Source organism: Tunturiibacter gelidiferens, from assembly GCF_014201335.1.
GTDB lineage: Bacteria > Acidobacteriota > Terriglobia > Terriglobales > Acidobacteriaceae > Edaphobacter > Edaphobacter lichenicola_E.
The window spans coordinates 150,972-169,164 of sequence record NZ_JACHEB010000007.1 but is presented as its reverse complement, the minus strand read 5'-3'; the positions used below and the strand labels follow the sequence as shown (position 1 = coordinate 169,164).

The 18,193-nt window shown below is 55.0% G+C and carries 15 protein-coding genes; 4 read left to right on the top strand and 11 right to left on the bottom strand.

The features are described 5' to 3' along the window. Positions 1 to 537: 537 nt before the first annotated feature. From HDF14_RS15560 to HDF14_RS15530, 7 genes are all read right to left on the bottom strand, one after another. Positions 538 to 1,731 (bottom strand): glycosyltransferase family 4 protein, encoded by a 1,194-nt coding sequence (locus HDF14_RS15560; RefSeq protein WP_183978341.1) that lies wholly within the window; start codon positions 1,729 to 1,731, stop codon positions 538 to 540. Beyond that, positions 1,728 to 2,891, bottom strand: coding sequence for a glycosyltransferase family 4 protein (locus tag HDF14_RS15555; protein ID WP_183978339.1), 1,164 nt, complete (start codon positions 2,889 to 2,891; stop codon positions 1,728 to 1,730). The genes HDF14_RS15560 and HDF14_RS15555 overlap by 4 nt, the downstream gene beginning before the upstream one ends. After that, entirely contained in the window at positions 2,869 to 3,657 is a 789-nt protein-coding gene (locus tag HDF14_RS15550) for a polysaccharide deacetylase family protein (protein WP_183978337.1), read from the bottom strand. The genes HDF14_RS15555 and HDF14_RS15550 overlap by 23 nt, the downstream gene beginning before the upstream one ends. Before the next feature lie 81 nt (positions 3,658 to 3,738). Further along, positions 3,739 to 4,167 (bottom strand): VOC family protein, encoded by a 429-nt coding sequence (locus HDF14_RS15545; RefSeq protein WP_183978335.1) that lies wholly within the window; start codon positions 4,165 to 4,167, stop codon positions 3,739 to 3,741. Beyond that, positions 4,164 to 4,412: an acyl carrier protein gene (locus HDF14_RS15540; protein WP_183978333.1), complete on the bottom strand. Its 249-nt coding sequence runs from the start codon at positions 4,410 to 4,412 to the stop codon at positions 4,164 to 4,166. The genes HDF14_RS15545 and HDF14_RS15540 overlap by 4 nt, the downstream gene beginning before the upstream one ends. Continuing rightward, positions 4,378 to 6,327 carry an HAD-IIIC family phosphatase gene (locus HDF14_RS15535; RefSeq protein WP_183978331.1) on the bottom strand — a complete coding sequence of 650 codons (1,950 nt, stop codon included), beginning with the start codon at positions 6,325 to 6,327 and terminating at the stop codon, positions 4,378 to 4,380. The genes HDF14_RS15540 and HDF14_RS15535 overlap by 35 nt, the downstream gene beginning before the upstream one ends. After that, a complete protein-coding gene (locus HDF14_RS15530) occupies positions 6,317 to 6,892 on the bottom strand; it encodes a serine O-acetyltransferase (protein ID WP_183978329.1) in 576 nt (191 codons plus the stop codon). Before HDF14_RS15530 ends, HDF14_RS15535 begins: the two co-directional genes overlap by 11 nt. Positions 6,893 to 7,216: 324 nt before the next feature. On the opposite strand from HDF14_RS15530, the gene HDF14_RS15525 reads away from it, so the two are divergent. After that, entirely contained in the window at positions 7,217 to 8,206 is a 990-nt protein-coding gene (locus HDF14_RS15525; protein ID WP_183978327.1) for a glycosyltransferase family 2 protein, read from the top strand. A gap of 54 nt (positions 8,207 to 8,260) precedes the next feature. Here the strand turns inward: HDF14_RS15525 and HDF14_RS15520 are convergent, their stop codons facing one another. Beyond that, positions 8,261 to 9,790 carry a lipopolysaccharide biosynthesis protein gene (locus tag HDF14_RS15520; protein ID WP_183978325.1) on the bottom strand — a complete coding sequence of 510 codons (1,530 nt, stop codon included), beginning with the start codon at positions 9,788 to 9,790 and terminating at the stop codon, positions 8,261 to 8,263. A gap of 466 nt (positions 9,791 to 10,256) precedes the next feature. Here HDF14_RS15520 and HDF14_RS15515 point away from each other — a divergent pair, with 466 nt between their 5' ends. The 3 genes from HDF14_RS15515 (at position 10,257) to pelF (ending at position 14,000) form a co-directional block, all read left to right on the top strand. Beyond that, on the top strand, positions 10,257 to 11,363 hold the full coding sequence (locus tag HDF14_RS15515) for a glycosyltransferase family 2 protein (RefSeq protein WP_183978323.1): 1,107 nt from the start codon (positions 10,257 to 10,259) through the stop codon (positions 11,361 to 11,363). Between the two features lie 67 nt (positions 11,364 to 11,430). Then, complete coding sequence (locus HDF14_RS15510) at positions 11,431 to 12,765, top strand: O-antigen ligase family protein (RefSeq protein ID WP_183978321.1); 1,335 nt, start codon at positions 11,431 to 11,433, stop codon at positions 12,763 to 12,765. 68 nt (positions 12,766 to 12,833) lie between these two features. After that, the gene (gene pelF, locus HDF14_RS15505; RefSeq protein ID WP_183978319.1) at positions 12,834 to 14,000 is read left to right on the top strand and encodes a GT4 family glycosyltransferase PelF; all 1,167 of its coding nucleotides are present in this window, start codon (positions 12,834 to 12,836) and stop codon (positions 13,998 to 14,000) included. Positions 14,001 to 14,047: 47 nt separating this feature from the next. Here the strand turns inward: pelF and HDF14_RS15500 are convergent, their stop codons facing one another. The 3 genes from HDF14_RS15500 to HDF14_RS15490 form a co-directional block, all read right to left on the bottom strand. Continuing rightward, entirely contained in the window at positions 14,048 to 16,345 is a 2,298-nt protein-coding gene (locus tag HDF14_RS15500) for a tetratricopeptide repeat protein (protein ID WP_183978317.1), read from the bottom strand. 135 nt (positions 16,346 to 16,480) lie between these two features. After that, positions 16,481 to 17,140: an exosortase C-terminal domain/associated protein EpsI gene (locus HDF14_RS15495; RefSeq protein WP_183978315.1), complete on the bottom strand. Its 660-nt coding sequence runs from the start codon at positions 17,138 to 17,140 to the stop codon at positions 16,481 to 16,483. Further along, positions 17,137 to 18,048, bottom strand: coding sequence for an exosortase/archaeosortase family protein (locus HDF14_RS15490; protein WP_183978313.1), 912 nt, complete (start codon positions 18,046 to 18,048; stop codon positions 17,137 to 17,139). The genes HDF14_RS15495 and HDF14_RS15490 overlap by 4 nt, the downstream gene beginning before the upstream one ends. Positions 18,049 to 18,193: the final 145 nt, after the last annotated feature.

Below are 18,193 nucleotides of genomic sequence, written 5' to 3'. Positions count from 1 at the left end.
AGTCAAATCGCGCTGCCTGAGCCGAAACTAACTCGGGAACCAGACATCCGGACGAATATTTTGTTTGGAAATGGTTACAACAGTTACCCTGTAATGGAAACCGGACCCACTTCACGTATCGCGCGGCAAAAGTTATATCTGCATGTCCATCAAGGTTTACACGCAGTAAATTCGCAAATGGAACAAAACCCAAATCTAGGAAGCCGCGGATTTAATTACTAAAGTAACTCACACCTGAAGTACAAGCTACTTAGGCCGATAGAGCTATCCCACATTTGGGGCACACACAGTGTGAAGTTGACAAGACAATCGTAGCGACGTCCGCGAAGGTATTCGGGACAACGGATCAGGTCCAGCGCGATGCATGGAGTTTGGGAACACAGAGGATGAGGATTTGAAAGCTCTATATCGAATTATCTTGCCCGCCTGAGAAAGATTGCTCTTGAAAGAGCGAATCACCTAACACATCAGAACCGGCAGATAGAAAGAGCGACGACTTAAGAACGAACGCTTTAGAAGAGGTACTTAATTCTTATATCATAGCTGGGGACGCTGAACGAATGTGTAACACTCAATTGTTTTCGTCGCAATTGACAGCCATGATTCCTCTCCAAAGTTCATGCTGCGCACATTCTCTGCAAGCTGGGCCCTTAGAGGAGCGTCCTTCGACAAGTCGGTGAGTGCGTTGGCGAGTGCGAGCGAGTCTTGCGGGTCGACCAGCAATGCATTTTCTTTGTCGGTGAGCAGTTCACGAAAGACTGGGAGGTCGCTTGCGACGATGGTTTTGCATAGAGCCAGACCAGTTGCTAGAGCTCCGCTCGTCGTGATCGCACGATAGGGATAAACCACGATGTCCGCTGCGCGGTAGAGGGCGACGAGTTCTTCTGCGGAGATAAAGCGAGGATGAAGCTCGACGCGTTGCAAGTTCAGGCGTCGAATTTGTTCACGAATCTGTTCGAGCAACTGAGGTGAGCCTGTGCCTGCAATCAAGAGGTGCGGCTGCTCAGTGGTTGCTTCAACGTGTTGCCAGGCCTCGAGCAGAAGATCTATTCCTTTGTAGGGAGAGATGATGCCCTGCCACAGTACGAGCAGCTTTCGCGGGTCGAGCGCGAAACTTTGCAGAATTTGCTCGGGGGTTACTGGAAGATCGTAGAAGAAGGGACCGTGAGCAATCACAGAGACCTTCTCTACCGGCACGGCAAACTCCTCAGTGAGCCTCTCTCTGACCGTGTCGGAGTGGCAGATGATGCGATCGACCATTTGATACAGATGGTGGAAGATCCGCTTGTGGCTTTGGCCTGTGTTGTGTGGCAAAAGATCGTGAACAGTCAGCACGATCTTCGAGCCGCGTCGTTGGCAAAGCAGGACGAACCAGAGATCGAACGGCATACGCTGGGTCAACATGGAGAGGAACTGTACGTGAACGATGTCGGGCGGGGAGATGACGAAACGTACCGACAGTGCGGCTAGATTGAGCAATGACTCGAGGAGCTTCAAAACTCGCCGTGGCAAGCGGGGCAACCGAAACCTGCCGACTGCATCCATGAGTCCGGGGTCAAGCTTGATGCCTCGGCTCGAGAAACATTTGGGATCAAGATAGTAGGAGATGGACCCGACGGTCACGTTGACGCTTTTGGTGAGGAGTGCCTTCGAGAGATACGCCGTGTAGTAAGGGACGGTGGCCCAGAGATCCATCATGAAGACTGTTGGCTGTCGTGTGTCTTCGTTCACTTTGTCTTTCCTTGTGAGATTGCGGAAGAGACTGAGTGAGTGGACACCCGTTGCTTTTTGGTCGCGATTGCTTGTTCGTAGATGTGAAGATAGTCCGTTGTCATCCGCTCGGCAGAAAACTCTTCTTCGATTAGTCTCTTTGCAGCAGCTCCCAGATTTTCTCGCTGCGTTCGGTTGTTCAGAAGGGCCACGATCTTCGCGGCCAGAGCCTCGACATTTTCAGAGGGAACGAGCACTCCGGTGCGTCCATCCAATACCGCTTCTGGGACTGCGCCTACCGCTGTTGCGACGACGGGACGGCTACTTGCCATGCCCTCGAGGATAGCCATAGGCAGTCCCTCGTGGCGAGAGGCCGAAACCATGATGTCGAGCGAGGCATAGACGCCGGGCATGTCGTCTCGGCGTCCCAGCATGAAGACGTTATTTCGAACTTGCAACTCGTCGATGAGTATCTCAAGTTGTTCGCGGTCCGGCCCTTCGCCGATTACTACAAACTTCGTGGCTGGGAGTTCTGCCAGGACGCGTGCAGCAGCTCGAAGAAAGATGTCGACGCCTTTCTCCGTGGCTAATCTGCCGATGAGTCCGACGATAGGAGCATCTTGCGAGGAGAGGTTGCGCAGCGAAGGAGCGGCGTTGTCGAAGGGGCGCAGGTCAATGCCATTCCGAACGATGTGGATCTTTTCTTTGCGGACTCCCGCTTTCAGGAGGCGTTGTTTTACATCTTCCGAGACCGCCACTATAGCCGCGTAGTTTCGCAAGATGAAGCGATCCGCCGCTCCGTAGAGGGAGACCGTCAGATCGTTGTCGTACCAGGTGTGGCAGGTGGAGACGAGCGGAACCCTCGATCCGCGCAAGGCGAAGTAGCAGTAGATATCTGCCTTGTAGCCATGAGCGTGGACGACGTCAGCATTCGTACGATCAGCTAGTTCTCGAATGCTCGAAGGTACGGTGCGGTCGATCTGTCCGGTGCAGGAGATCAAATGGGACTCGATGCCCTGGGCGGTCGCAGTCCCGTGAAGCTGCAAATTCGGATTTGCGGAGTTGGAAAAAACGCCGAGGACGCTCGAGTGGGAGCTCTCATTCAGGGTGCGCGACATGTTCAGGATTACGGCTTCTGCGCCGTACATTCCGCCGCTACTAATGATGTGCAGGATCTTCATAAGCTGCAGCTTCTCTCGCGTCAGTGGCGGGCTCGTGTCGATTGAGAAGAGCCCAGAGTTTTTCGTAGAGCCGGTCGCCCAGCAGGGTCTTCGCCGCGGCTTTGATCTGATGTTGCCGCTGAAGGCCGGATAAAACACCGCTCTCAGGTTCAAGGAGTTTTGTGAGCCACTCCAACGTCATGTCTCCCCGAATGTTGAGTCGGCCTACGGTGGGTCCTGCGGGTTGTGGTTCTGCTTTCGCTACCGATGTGAAGATCTGAGTGTAGCCTGCTTCTCGGCAGGCAGTGAGGATGCGTTGATTGGACCTGCCTCCGGGTAACGACATCGCCGTGATGGAGGTTCCCAATTTGTCTTCGAGGATGAGTCGTGCTTCGAGCAGTTCTTTTTGTAACTGAGGCTGATCGCAATGGGTAAGAAGTGTGTGTGACCATCCATGGGCTCCGATCAGTTGGCCGGCTTCCTGCAATGCGCGCAGCTCCGGCCAGCCCATGTAACCCGATTTTTGGCCAGTCCAGCCCACTGTGATGAAGAACCACGCCTTGATCGCGTGCGATTGCAGTATCGGTAGTGCGAACTCGAAGTTTGAGATGTGCCCGTCGTCGAATGTGATCTCGGGATAGAAAGCGGAGGTCTTTTCGTTTCGTAATTTGAGAAACAGATCGACGTGTTTTTCGAACTGGCTTGTCTCGACGACGTAGGAGTAGTCGCTTCGACTGGGCCGTAGTTCGTGATAGAGGAGGTAGAGTCTGTTTGGCGGCTGGGTCACCGGGTCCGTCTCGATTCAACGAGCAATAATTTGTGTTTCAACAGATTGGAAATCTTGCCTGAATCATACAGATTGCATGGACTAAATCGGAGCCTCGACGAGTTCGAAGAGCTGGCGGGAGCGCGTGTAGATCCAGGCGATTCTGCGGCCATTGAAGGCGACGGCAGGAACTGGTGGGCTGACGATGATGCACCCGTTCGCTTTCGCATGAGCCACAGCCTGTTCGATGTCGCTGGTTTCGAAGCAGAGGTGGTAGGCGGCGCCGCCGCCCTTGGCGAGCATCGATGTGATGGGAGAGTCTTCGCTCAGCGGTGCTATGAGCTCGATCTCAGCCACATCGTTATCTGATGTTGCGAGAAAGTTCACGCTGACCTTTTGAATGGGGTCGTCGAATGGCCCGGAGACGACCTTGTACCCGAACAATGCTTCGAGGGCGTCGGTCGTCGGTCCGAGCTTGGGTACTGCAACTCCCACATGACGGAGTTTGAAGTCGAGGTCCTTAACGTTCAAAGTGTCGCTCCCTTGGCGATCAACTCTGCCTGGATGAGCGAGACGGTGGTCAGTTCCGGGATTCGGGAGGGATCAAACTGAACGCTGTACTCCCCTTCGACCGCGAGGATTGCCTGCAGATGGCGAAAGGAGTCCCAGTTGTCGATGGTGCCGACACCAAGCTCGGGTGTGACCTCTTCGGGCGAGATTTCGAGGACATCGGCGAGAATGTCACGAAGCGACGACGGCACTTGCTGAGAACTCATTCGATTCATTTCCTTCCAGGGTTAGCCACCTTGGACTCTCGGGAGCCGCGGTGGTGAGATCAAGTTGATAAAAGATGGAGTCAGTAGAAGCGTCTCTCGAGGTAGCGTCTTGGAGGAAGCCGTGATCGACGTAGAAGTCGGCGCACGGCGCGTTTTTCTTAGTCGGAATGAACTCGCCCACCAAGCGCGTGGCCCCTGCTCTGATGGCGTTCTCTCCAAGGTGCGCTAACAGTGCGGTTTCGATGCCGCGCCCGATCACCCGGCACGATAGCAGCAGGGAATCGATGGAGCAGGTATCACCCTCCGTGCGTGCGAGTGCGAGACCGACGACTCCGGCATCGCCGAAACGATCACGTACACGAATTGCGACTGCCTGACCTCCAGGGGAGGAAGCGAACGCTTCGACCTCTGCTGCAGAGTGGCGGCGCGTAGTGAGGTTGAACTGATTGGTCTTGGCGAGAAGCTGAACCGAGCGTGCGAGCGGGGCGTCCAAAGCGCTGAGGAAAGTGCAGACGATCTCGAGGGACGCGAGAAACTCATCGCGGTTGCCGGCGCTGCTGGCCAGCTCAGCTCGTTGAGCCTGCGCTTTGTACTCGTTCAGGCGATTGACATCGTCGTCGGTCACGACGGCTGCATCGAAGAACGGCTGCGCGGATAGGAGATCGACCAGTTTCCAGGGTTCTTCTACCGGTGCCGCAATGACGGCTACCTCCGGCAGTTGCTGGCGGATGGCTTCGCACTCCACCGGGTTGTCGTCGACAAAGACGAAGGAATCGAGGCCGAGTGAGAGTTCTTCGGCAAGTTCACGAATGGAGGCTTCTTTTTCGTTCCAGCTGATCTTTGTCGCAACGAAGTCTTCCAGGGTTAGTCCTAGGTCGGCGGCGCGGATTTGAAAGGCCTCGCGAACGTCCGCGTCGTTGTTCTTCGAGATGATGGCGAGCAGGATACCTCGAGACGATAGCTGCTTGAGGTGTCTCTGATACTCGAGATAGCAGTTGCCTGGGAAGGCACTTCCAGTGGCAATTCCTTCGGGGCCTTCTTCTCCGAGAACGCCGCCCCACAGGGTATTGTCGAGGTCCGTGCACAGAACTTTTCGTGGAGCACGGAAAAGCGGCGAGAACGAGCGAACCAGGCCAGCCGCATAGGTTCCGAAAGACGCTGAGGATAAAGGGAGACGCGATGCAAAAAACATTCGCGCATCTCGCCAGTTTGCGCGACCATGACGGGCCGCGAGATGATCCACATCGAAGAAGACACAGTCAGAGATGGTGCGGCACAGAGCTGCGAGTTTTTGATTTAGCTGATAGACGGCGTTGGTCAGGCTATGGGGGAGATTCGCTTCCCCGACGTCGCCCAGCGAGGTTTGGTCAGGCACGACGCAGCCCTGAAAGAGGATTCGAGCTGAGCTGCCGGAGCGGAAGCTCCTTAGCAGATGCTCCACTCGAGCGACGGATTCTCCGATCTCGGCTTCGACTGCATCGCCGATGCCATCTGCGCACAGCGCTGGCAGGCGACCTGCAATGTCTTCAAGGTCAAGAAGGATGAAGACGAGGTTAGGTTTAAATTTCGCGAGTGCGCTTTGTGGATTGAGCAACTCATCGACGTAGGAGCCGTAGCCGCCTATGCTCATGTCGAGCACATAGTTTGACAGGACTGCTTCGGTCGTCAGGAAAGGGAGGATTGGCTCAATCGTGACGGAGCGGACGATGTAGGTTTTGAGCCGTTTGGCCCGCAATTGACTGGTCAGAGCGTCGGCTATGCCTGTGAACGTGGTAGCGCAGAACATAACGTCAGCCGGTTTGCCGGAGACCGCAAGGAGTCGCCGTGCAAGAGTGACTGCGGTGCCTGCATCTTGCGAGGAGGCGGCCTCTTTGATGCGCCGGCGCAGGTCCTGTCGCTCTGTATCATTTTGCATCTGTGGTCTCCGCTACGGGTTGTGCAGGGGATTCGACGGGCTTCGGCGCTCGCATGATGATGCGGCCGGGTACGCCCATGACTGTAGCACCGTCGGGAATGTTGCTCATGACGAGCGTGTTGGCGGCGATCTTTGCTCCGCTGCCTATCTTGATCTTTCCTACCAGCGTTGCGCCAGTGCCGATGTAGACTCGATCGCCAAGGATAGGCGCGCCTTTGCGGCCCATTGCGGAGGCGCCGATGGTGACGCGGTGGGCGATGTCGCAGTTGCTCCCGATGATTGCCTGAGGGTTGATGTGGACGCCGCCGATGTGCGCGATGTAGAGGCCGCCGCCGATCGTAGCCTGAGGATCAAGGCACATCTCCATAACGACTTCTGAAAACATATAAGCGAAAAAATAGATGATCTTGAGAGGAATGCGAATCAGGATAAAAGGGTTTGCAGAGTAAAGCCAATTGCCAAGACGATAGATCGTGATTGCCCAGACGGCCGGGTTCAGCCAGAGATGCCTTCCGCTGTGGCCCATGGATCGGTATCGTGCAACATCTTCGGAAAATTTAGACATGCTCAATGCCGAAAAACTCCTGGCTCGTCGCGGACGATATCTCGGTATAGTTGAATCTTATCAGTCCCGTGGGGCAGTTTCATGGCTACCGACCCATGACCACTTCCCCTAAAGTTGCAGTAGGGCCATGACGGACGAATGTCTGCAGCCAGCACTGCAGACCGGCTAGTTGCAGCCGTCTTCTGGGTCCACAACCCAAGCCAAAATCTCACTTGCTAACCTTTGCGTGTACAACTAGGTTAGGGTTTGTAAGAGTTACCGCATTTGCTCGTCAACGATAGGAATCGCAATGGTTTCAAGCCCCCAGGAAGGTTCTGAATCAGCGTGAGAACGAAAGTTACAATCGTCGTTCCCGCCTATAACGCTGACCGCTGGCTCCGGGACGCGTTGAACAGTGCTGTTGCTCAGACCTATCAGGCACACGAAATCATTGTTGTCGACGATGGTTCCGAGGACCGCACGGGAGAAATAGCGCGTAGCTTCGGCGACAAAATCATATACATCAAACAATCAAATCAGGGTGTCTCCGCTGCGAGAAATACTGCTCTTCGGGCGGCGACTGGTGACTGGATCGCACTTTTGGACAGTGATGACTTGATCGTTCCCGAAAAGCTCGCGAAGCAAGTAGCGGTGATTGAGGCCAATCCAGAGTTGGTGGTAGTTTATTCTGCGTTCCAATACCTGTATTCCAATGGGAAAACCCATCAGATGCCTTCTTTTCCTGCTGTGAAGCTTTGGCCGGGACTACGCTACCGTACACCTATTCTCCCCTCAACTACCATGATCCGACGCTCGGCTCTCGACGAAGTTGGCGGCTTTAGTACCGAATACCACTACGGCGAGGACTGGGAGCTTTGGTTTCGTCTCGTAAGGCGCTACAGCGCGAAAGCATTTCAAGACATGCCTGAAAACCTAACGACCTATCGTTACTGGGAAAACAACGTCACGAAAAACTTTGCGCGAACAGCGGCTGCTGCGTTGCGGTTGCTGGATACAGTTTTGCTTGAAGGACTTAGCGGCATCCGAAGAAGCATTTGGAGACGCAAGATCGAGTCGAGAATCTTTTACCACGTCTCTCTCAACTACAGAGAGGCCGAGAACGAACGCTATTGGGCCTATGCGATCGAATCGTTTCTCAAGTGGCCTTTGTGGGGAGCGGTCGTGCCTGCTGATAGGTATAAAGCATTTGCGTTTATGCTGTATACGAAGTTGCGAAACTTTCGCTTCAGTACAACCTACTGGTGGCCGGAACGAAGATGCCGCGAGTCTCTTACGAGCCAAGCTGAACTCCCAAGCGAAGTGGCCGTGTCCTAACCGCTTGTAAATTCTGAAGCGATCAGCACAGGCCGTCTTTCGGCCCTAATCTCGTCAGGCCATCCTCTGGAGTACTGGGCGCCGCGATGCCTGCCACCGTCGAAATGCACTGGACAAGGGTTTATGGAAGATTGTGAGTACTGCAAGAAAATATACCGGTAACGTGAGTAAAACCTGACCGAAAAAGGTCACCAGAGAACCCGGGTGCAGATGACGGTCAACTAGCAAAGATGCAACTCCGAACGGGATAGAGCAGAGAACGATCTTGCCCCAACCGTCCCAGAGATAGCTTCGGGGCGAAACACCAAGTTCCTTGCTTACGAATCGTGGCCAGAAGATCAGGTGAACGACGGCCATCGAGATCGATGTGCCCCAGGCTACTCCGTACAGCCCTACCACCTTCACCAGCACAAGGCTGAGGCCTAGATTAAAAACGGCTTCAAACGCTGCGCACGTGGCAACAGATTTGTGTTTGTCGACTCCATACGCTATCTGTCCTGCAGTTGAGTTTCCGATGGTGAAGAATTGACTGATTAGTAGGATTTGAAGAATTGTGCCGGAGGTTTCACTGAATTGCGGACCCATCCAGAGACCGATGAATGTCTTGCCCCGCAATAACAGGGTCAGGCCGATCGGCAGCATCAGTCCAAGCATGGCTTGGGTTCCACGAATCAGTAGTTTTTTTAGGCTAGCCGAGTTGCCGCTTGCATCGAGACCGCTTGCCATGGGGATAAAGGTCGTCCCCATCGCGGTGGATATCTGTCCCGAGTACATCGCTAAACTTCCGGCGATCGAGTAGAACGTGACTACGCCCACAGAGAGGAACGCGCCGACTACAACGTTATCCGTATAGAAGACGATCTGCACGGCGACGATGATGACGAATGTTTTGAAGCTGTAAGACCAGATGCTCTTTAGGGTTTCCATATCGGGTCGAAGAACCAGGACCCGACACGGCGGGTATAGCTTCAACGCCGAGAGCATCTCTGAAGTGCTAGATAAGAAGACGACTCCAAATTCCCAGATGGCCAAAACCACGAGACCATGGCCGCTGCGAAGAATGAAAATGACTCCAGCTGCTCTTACCAGAGTCTGTGTCATGGTGATGGTGCTGAGAACATCGAAGCGGTTGATCGCTCTGATCACTCCAGTGTAGACACCCGACAGCAGCGAAGTAGCGACTCCTAAAGCGCATAGCAGAACCGTGATTTGTGCTGGGCGTTGTAAGTCATGCGGGACTTTGAAGATCTGCGGGAACCATACGGCTAACCCGATGCTGACGACTGCCACAAATGCCGCGATTACTATGCGAAACCAAAGTGCGGCGCCGATAGCCTTCTGAGCGTCTCGAGTCTTTCCCTCAGTTGCGCTCTTGGAGACGAACCGTGTGATCGCGCTACGCAATCCCAGGTCGAGCATGTTGAGATACGAAACTGTGGAGACAGCCAAAATCCAGATGCCGTAGATTGTCGCGCCCAGATGACGGACCACGAAGGGAGCGAGAAAGAAGGGAACGACCATACTGACAGCCATGGCTATCCAGTTCGTTACGACATTGATCGCGAATCGCTTTTTGCTGGGCATTGAACTCGAATGGAAACGTACTCGGACACGGCACGCATAGCGGCCGGTTGTTGAAAGACCTTATAGATCTCTACCTGATCACGGTTCTTGAAAAGCAATTCACTTTAAAAACTGGCGGTAAGGCGCGCTACCAGTTTAGTCGAGAGGGTTGGATTTGCCAGCAGCGATGGTTACGCAGGATGCCCCGAAAGAGGTAGGCGGCCGTTTTGGGATCAACGTATCATTCTGTAGATGATATCGCCGAGAGAACAGAACTGCGCATTTGCCATTCGGCTGCATACTGGTCCAACAGCGCTGTTTAGTAAAATGACGTCAATCGAGGGATCGTGAAACTTGCAGCTGGTATCTGGAGGATTGCAGGGTCCGACGGGGAGAGGCCGATTCTTTCCTTTCCAACTAGCCAGAACTGCCGTTTCCTGTTTCGTCCCCTTACGAATGTCGGTGTTGGCTCCAACAGGATCGAACGGTGAAGTTTCTTTTCTGGATGTGCCTCGCGCTTACAGGTTATGCGTACTTTGGGTACGCCGTCCTGCTGTGGATCTGCGTATACCTTCGAAGGCAATCGATCCAGAAAGCAGACTATACACCTGACGTTTCTATTATTATTGCGGCGCGCAACGAGGAAGCAAATCTTCCATCGAAGATGGAAAACCTTCGTATGTTGGACTATCCAAAGGAGCAGCTCGAGATCGTGGTTGCCTCGGATGGATCGACCGATAGGACCGCAGAGATTCTTTTGGAACAGTCTCCACCAGTTATCCCTATTCTTCTTAGAGAGTCCGGTGGCAAGGCGCGTGCTTTGAATGCGGCCGTCGATCACGCTAAAGGGGAGATTCTGGTTTTTCTGGATGCGCGGCAGTTTCTCGAACCGAATGCTATCTCGGAACTTGCGTCCTGTTTTGCAGATTCAACCGTGGGCGCAGTAAGCGGAGAGCTGTTACTTGAAGATTCCGGAGTGCATTCGCACGAAGGACTCGGCATCTACTGGAAGATCGAAAAGATGGTGCGGAAGCTTGAGTCTGCCTCGGGGTCAGTTGTTGGCGTGACGGGTGCAATCTACGCCATTCGTCGCGAGCTCTACATCGCGATTCCTCCGGGTACGATCCTGGATGATGTCTTTGTCCCAATGAATGTCGCGCGGCAGGGAAAACGGGTTGTTTTTGAACCAGCGGCGATTGCGCGGGACCGATTCTTTAGCGAAAAAGGGAAGGAGTTCTCGCGAAAGGTTCGCACCTTGACCGGAAACTACCAGTTGCTTCAACTAGCCCCGTGGCTGCTTTCGCCGTCAAATCCGCTCCTCTTTCGCTTTGTCAGTCACAAACTGCTTCGCCTGCTGATTCCCGTCTTTCTTCCTCTAATGCTGGTCACGGCCGGTATCCTAGGAGGCCCATTTTACGGCGCAGTCTTTTGGCTTCAGATGCTATTCTACGTTGCAGCCACCTGCGGATCCTTGATTCCGTCCGCCAAAAGATTCAAGCCCGTTGATATTGCCTGCACGTTTGTGATGCTCAATGCGGCTGCGGCGCTTGCATTCTATAACTTCGCTGTGGGGCGGAAAAAAGTATGGCTCTGACAGTTAACGCGAAACTGTGGCGTCGAGCCTCGTCGGATAGGTTTGCCGGCAGTAGGAAGGGTGAATTTTGGGACTAGGACTCGCACACTTTATTCCCCTGGTCGCCTATTTGGGGTTCTGGATCATGTGTATCGTCTCTCTAACGGGACGTCCCCTGCTGGGTCTCTACTACATGATCCCTTTCCTGCCTTACCGCACGTTGCGGGATCACTTTTTGGACTATCCGCTCGGCGGCAATATGCTGACCATTCTTGTGGTCGCCGTCATTATCGGTGCCGTTATCAAGGGAAAATCGATCCCCAAGTCGTCGCTCTACACTATATGGCTGGTGTTCGGAGTCTACCTTTATCTGTCGATGTGGTTTGGTACAGCGCTCGGCAATGCGCCTCCGCCACTCTGGCTCGGCGACGTTAACTTTGAGACTTGGAAAGATTACATGCTCATTCCTCTGGTCTTCACTGCGGCCGGCTTGGTCGTCGAGGACAGGAAGGCGGTGCGGACGGTGATTCTCATCACGGCCGTTTCCCTTTTAGCAATCGACAGAAGTTGCCTGATGGAAAGTATGTCCAGAAGCTGGGGCAGTTTCGACGAGAACAAAAGAGATGCAGGTCCGTTGGCGTACGGTTCGAATCAGACGGCGGCGTTTCTGGCCCAGTTCGCCATGTTCTTCTGGGGTTTTGTACAGTTTGTCAAGAGAAAGAAGCTCAGGCTGATCTTCTATGGGCTTGTGACCCTAACGATTTTTGCTGACTTGTACACGTTCTCTCGCGGGTCGTATTTGGCTCTCATCGTCAGCGTCATCGTTCTGGGATTCTTGAAGGACCGCAAACTTATCGTGATTGCTGCAGTCTTCCTGTTTACGTGGCAAGCTATTGTTCCGACGGCAGTTCGCGAGCGCGTCAGTATGACTCAAAACTCCAATGGAAAGCTGGAGGATTCGGCTCAGGAACGGGTTAGCTTGTGGCAGGCCGCAGAAGAATCCATCATCAGCAATCCTGTCCTGGGAATTGGCTTCGCCACCTATCAGATGGGGAATCACGTGGATGGGCTGAAAGATACCCATAACTGGTACGTCAAAGTGATGGTGGAGACAGGAATCATCGGAATGATCATCGTGCTTGCGATGCTGCAGCAGGTGCTTGCAGTAGCATATCGCCTCTTTAAGCGAGGAGAGGATCCTCTCTATCGCGGGCTTGGATTGGGATTGTTTGTCGCCATGTGTTCCTGTATTGTCGCGAATTTCTTTGGCGATCGATGGACTTATCTCGAGATCACGGGCATGCTTTGGGTCCTTGTGGCGGCTGCGATTCGTGCACTTCAGTTGGCCGAGACCGAACCCGCGACGGAGTCAGCTATCTCCGAAGCCCCCGGCGCAGCCAACCCGTTCCTGGTGTACCGATAATGTGGGGACCATCGTGGTCGTCCGCCCGGCACCACAGCGTCTTTGGCTTCGGGATACTCTGAATAAGAATGATTAAGGCGCTACACCTGGAAAAATCGGACGGCAACGACGCAAGCTACTTTGAGATGCCTCACGTGCTGCTCGTTCTCGATCAGTTTCCCAGAACGCTGGGCGGCGGCGAACGGATTGTACTCAAACTTGCCGCTCTTCTGCCGAAGTATGGATACCGTGTATCGATCCTTACGTTCTCCGCGGATCCGGCGAGCGCTGGTCTCCAGTCGCCGCCATGCTCCGTGTACCTTCTGCCTTTGCAACGGACGTATGATCTGACGGCGCTGCGAGGCAGTCTCGAGCTGAGGAAGTTCCTTAGAGAGCAGAAGATTCGGATCGTTCAGACGTTCTTTGAGAGCTCTGATCTCTGGGCGGGATTTGTAACCAAAACCATGTCGAGCGCGAAGCTTATCTGGAGCCGCAGAGACATGGGCATCCTCCGAACCGGCAAGCATCATGCCGCTTATCGACTCATGGCTGGCGCTCCCGATCGAGTGTTTGCCGTCTCCGAGCAGGTCAGACGGCATTGTATTGACGTGGACGGAATCAAACCTTCTCGCGTACAGACGATTTACAACGGTCTCGATCTGGCTGACTGGAGTTCGGCCTCCTCAGCAGCGAAACACGAAGGCGAAGCTCTCGTTACGACGGTCGGCAACATTCGCCGCGTGAAGGGGCATGATGTTTTTATCAGAGCTGCCGCGTGTGTCGCGACACAGTTTCCGAAGGCGACGTTCAGCATTGCGGGGGATGTGCTGGAGCCGGATTATTTCGCGGAACTGCGGGCGCTGGTGCGAAGCCTGAATCTGTCCGACAGATTTCGTTTTGCTGGCGGCGTAAAAAATCTCAGGGAACATCTCGCCACCGCCGATGTCTTCGTGCTTCCGTCACGAAGCGAGGGCTTCTCGAATGCAATTGTCGAGGCCATGGCCGCGTCGCTACCGGTTGTTGCCACGAATGTAGGTGGAAATGCAGAGGCTGTCCAGGATGGCGTCAGCGGAGTCATTGTGCCGTCGGAGGATTCTGCTGCTCTGGCGGCGGCGATTGTTCATCTGCTCTCCGATTCTGCGAAAGCGAAGCAGATGGGGGCGGAAGGTAAGAGGCTGGCAGCCGAAAAGTTCACGACCGAAGCCATGATGGCCCATATCACCAGCGTATATGGAAGCCTGCTCAAGGGCGTGTAGTACTCATGAGCGATAGCTGAGTTGATACAGAGAGCGATTCAGCTGGACTAGCCCAACCGTGCGAGTTCCCTATCAGCATCCTTCTCAATCTGGGTGTTCGGCGCCAGGGCTACTGCTTTCTTCAGATGTGTCATCGCCTCGGAGTTGTTGGACAGCTTGGTGTACGTCATGCCCAGGTGATAATGGATGGAAGCGCTGTTGGGAGCTATTTTGACCGCATCCTCGAGAAGATCGCGAGCTGAGGCGAAGTTGCCCTTCTGGTAGTAGATCCAGGCCAGGGTGTCAGCTGTGTTCGGCGAGGACGGCATACCGCGCCGCGCTATCTGTGCCAGAGAGAGGGCAACGTCAAGATTCTGTCCGGTATCCACCATGAGGTATGCAAGATTGTTGGCGGCGATGGGCTGCTCCGGCTGAATCGCGAGAGCTTTCTTGTAGGTGGCCATGGCGCCGTTGCGATCACCCTGCGATTCCTGCATGGTGCCAAGCATGGTGAGTCCCTGGACGTCGGTGGGGTGGTCGGTTATCCATTGCTGCCACTTGGCCACGGCCTTGGCGGGATCACCCGCGGTGACTTCGGCTCGAGTGTAGGTGATGACGGCCGAGCTGTCGTTCGGGTTGATCTGCATTGCCTTTTCTGCAGTGGCAAGCGCATCTTTGGCATCGCCTGTGTTCAGCTGCAACTCAGCCAGCAGGTTGTACATGTCGGCGTTTTGCGGAGATTTTGCAATCTGGTCCTGCACCCGGCTGATCGCTTTGGCCGGTTGCTTTTCAAACATGAAAGATGAGGCCAGCAGACGCAGAGCGCGGGAAGAATTCGGGTTCAGCTCAAGAGCCTGTTCGAGCAGTGTTTGGGCTTCAGGGCTCTTCTGCTGGAAGAGTCGCAGCTGGGCGAGTTCCAGGTAGCCAGCGGAGTTTTTTGGATCGAGCTTGATGGCCTGATGGAAGTCCGCGTCGGCTTTGTCGAACTCTTTCTGGCTGCCTTCAGCAATGCCGCGCCAGATGTAAGGAGCCCCGACCTGCGGATTGATTGCAATCGCGGTGTCGGCTACCTGGTGGAGCGTGGTGAAGTCGTGGGTATCAATGGAGATCTCTGCGAGGCCAGCCTGTGCTTCCATACTGCCGGGGCTAATTCTGGCTGCGTCGCGGAAGCTCTGTTGGGCAACGCTCATGTCGCCTTTAGCGCGTGCCGCACGGCCGAGCCAGAGCTTGACGACCAGGTTGTCGGGATTAGCCTTGGCTGCCTTCTGCAGCGAGTTGAAGGCATCGACGGTCTTGCCGTCGTTCAGCAAGAGCATGCCATTGAGAACTGCAACTTCGGGAATGTTGTTGTCGGTCTTGGCCAGCTCCGCGCCAACGGTCCTCGCCTTGGGCAGATCTTTGTTGAGAATCAGCAGGCGAAGATATGCGATTTTGAGCGGAACGCTCTTTGGGTGCTTCGCTACCAGGTCTGCGTAGGTCGCCTCCCCCGGAACTAGCTGGTTGGTGCGGATGTAGTAAGTTGCCAGCATTCCCGCACCACTCTCGGAGTCGGAGAGGTCTTCGGATGCCTGGCGAAGGGTCTGCTCGGCCTTTGCAGTATCTTTTTGGCGCATGTACAAATCTGCGAGGCTGGCGCGAGCCATCACGCTCTTTGGGTCAGCGGCGATCGCGGCTTTCATCTGATCCTCCGCGCCCTGAAAGTCCCCTTTCTTTTGTAATAGCGATGCGAGGACCACGTGTGCGGTTACGTTCTTGCCGTCCAGAGAGACGGCTTTGCGGAGCTGGTCTTCGCCCGCAGCGGCCGTAGCTGGGTCGTTGCTCTGCAACAGGCCCAGAGTGGCATGGAAAGCGGCGCGATTGGGATCTACGGCGAGGGCCTGCTGAATCTGGGCCAGCGCCTCGATGCGGTCTCCTTTCGCTGTCGCGATGTTGGAGAGCAGAGCATGGGCGTCAGCATTGTTGTTGTCGATCGCGAGTACCGCCGTGGCTTGCGCGGCGGCGCGGTCGACCTGCTTGCCCGCAAGCAGAATGTTGCCCAGATCAATGCGCGCCTGAAGATTGCCGGGCTGCAGATCGACCGTGCGCATCAGTTCCCCATACGCGGGCATGACTGATCCCTGTTTCATGAAGACTTTTGAGAGTTGATAGTGAGCATCGGCGTAGTTGCGGTCGACCTTAAGCGCGTTCGCAAACTGTATGGTCGCCTCTTTGTACTTGCCCTGGTCGGCGTAGCGCTTACCACTCTCGAGGTAACGCAGCTTCTGCTTGTTCGGATCGCGATGGCAACCGGAGGTGAGTCCGAGAGCAAGCGAGATGGCCAGCACTGTGGTGATTCGACGTGCTGCCAAGGGAAGGGTAGTTCTCATCGCAGATTTCCTCAACTGATCTTCAGAACGATCTTGTCATTCTCGCACTGTCATTCTCGCACTGTCATCGACACCCACGGAGCCCGACGTAACGTCGCGAGATACAACTTAGGTGAAACTCCGGCTCATCGTTCGTTAGTCGGGGATAAACCGGGGCAGGTTCGGAGCCATCTGCTGGGTGAATTGAATAGCCCGCTCTCTGGCGCTTTCTAACGACTCCGACGGCAGAACCTGGGTGATGACGCGAACCAGGGCGCCATCGGTGCGGTTCATCCGGATAGCATCGGCGATCATATAGAGCTTCGCCTTGTACTCGTTGGGGATGCTGCGGCCATGCGCCTGATACCAATAGATAACAAATTGTTTGATCTCCCCGTTGCTGATGATGTATTCGCCCACCTTGTAGTTCTTGCCGTTGACGTCCTGTAGGCTAGCGTATTTCTGCGAGTCAAAGGTCCATCCGGCGCCAGGCAGGCAGTTCTGCGGAGAGTGCATGGTTTGACCCGTGCGCTGGCTGGGAAAGTAGCCAATAAACAGGCTGATGGGGGCCGCTTTGCTTGCGAGACCATTCGCCGGCAGACCCACATAGACGCGATTGAGGAAGTCGCCTTTACCGAGCACGGCAAGGGTATCGTCGGTCAGTGGGATGTCCTGGGCGATCATGCCGTCCAACTGCGCCGGCATCTGGCTCAGAGGCTGGCTCGCGGGCACAAAATCCGCGTCGCCTCGGCTTTGCAGGACGAAAGCCGAGGTGGCAAGTAGAAGAATCACGAGCCAGAAGCGAGGGGATTTCATGTGGTTTGTGCCTTTTCGGGGGAGATCAGCCGCATGGCACGGTGAACCAGGTAGAGGCAGACCAGTGAGATGACGAACATCACCCAACCGGAGAACTCATGGAAGAAGCCAAGCGCCTTTTCCGGATCCCAATACTGGACACATAGGCCTGTTCCTACGATGCGGGCTACGTTCGCAGTGACGGCGATGGGAATGCTAGCTAGGGCGAGAATGACGCGGCGCCTCGTGGTGTGCTCCAGGAAATAGCCGTAGAAGACTGAGAGTGTGAACAGACTCATCAGCGAGCGAATGCCGCTGCAGGCCTCGGCTACCTCGAGCTTCATGACGGGCAATTCGATCACGTTGCCTTCGTGCAGCGTCGGCACGCCGAGCAGCGGCAGGACGTCACTGGCAATTCGCGAGGCCAGCAGTTGGAGCGGGAATGTGATCTGGTTGAAGAGAATCGCGGGAAAAGGAATCGCAAGAATAAGAACCAGAAGAGGGAAGCGCAGCACCCGCACCATCGCCCAGCCGAAGAAGGTCCAGATCAGGCCAGCCATCAGGAAGATAAAGGACATCCTCGAGGTGAACAGTTCGACGCCATAAATGCCGAGAATCAGGACGGCAAGGGAAAGGACGACGAGAGGAACCCCGAGCCAGCTCTGGCGGATCGGTGTGGACTGGATCACCTTCCTCTTGTCCCAGATAAGGAACGCTACGAAAAAAGGGACCAGGAAGCCGTGAGAGTAATCGGGAAGGGTCGACCAGTCGTATACCAGTTTGATTCCGACACGGTAGTACAGCACAACCAGCAGGAGGACAATTGAGGCGTATGGCAGCCACTCAAGCCGGGCCTTCGCGCCGGAGAGGGAGGTAAGGGGTGGCTCTGGATTGGCCACCTTCGCGGCCGAGTCCACTGCATAAGGCATGGTGTGAGTTGTCCCCTGTGTTGCTCGTATGACGTTATACTTCACCTGAACCCTGTAAGCAATTTATATGCCTCTTGAACCTCGGTTTCTGTATCCGTTTAGGATCTATCGACACAAAAGTGGTAGGGAGAATCCCCCCAAAGGG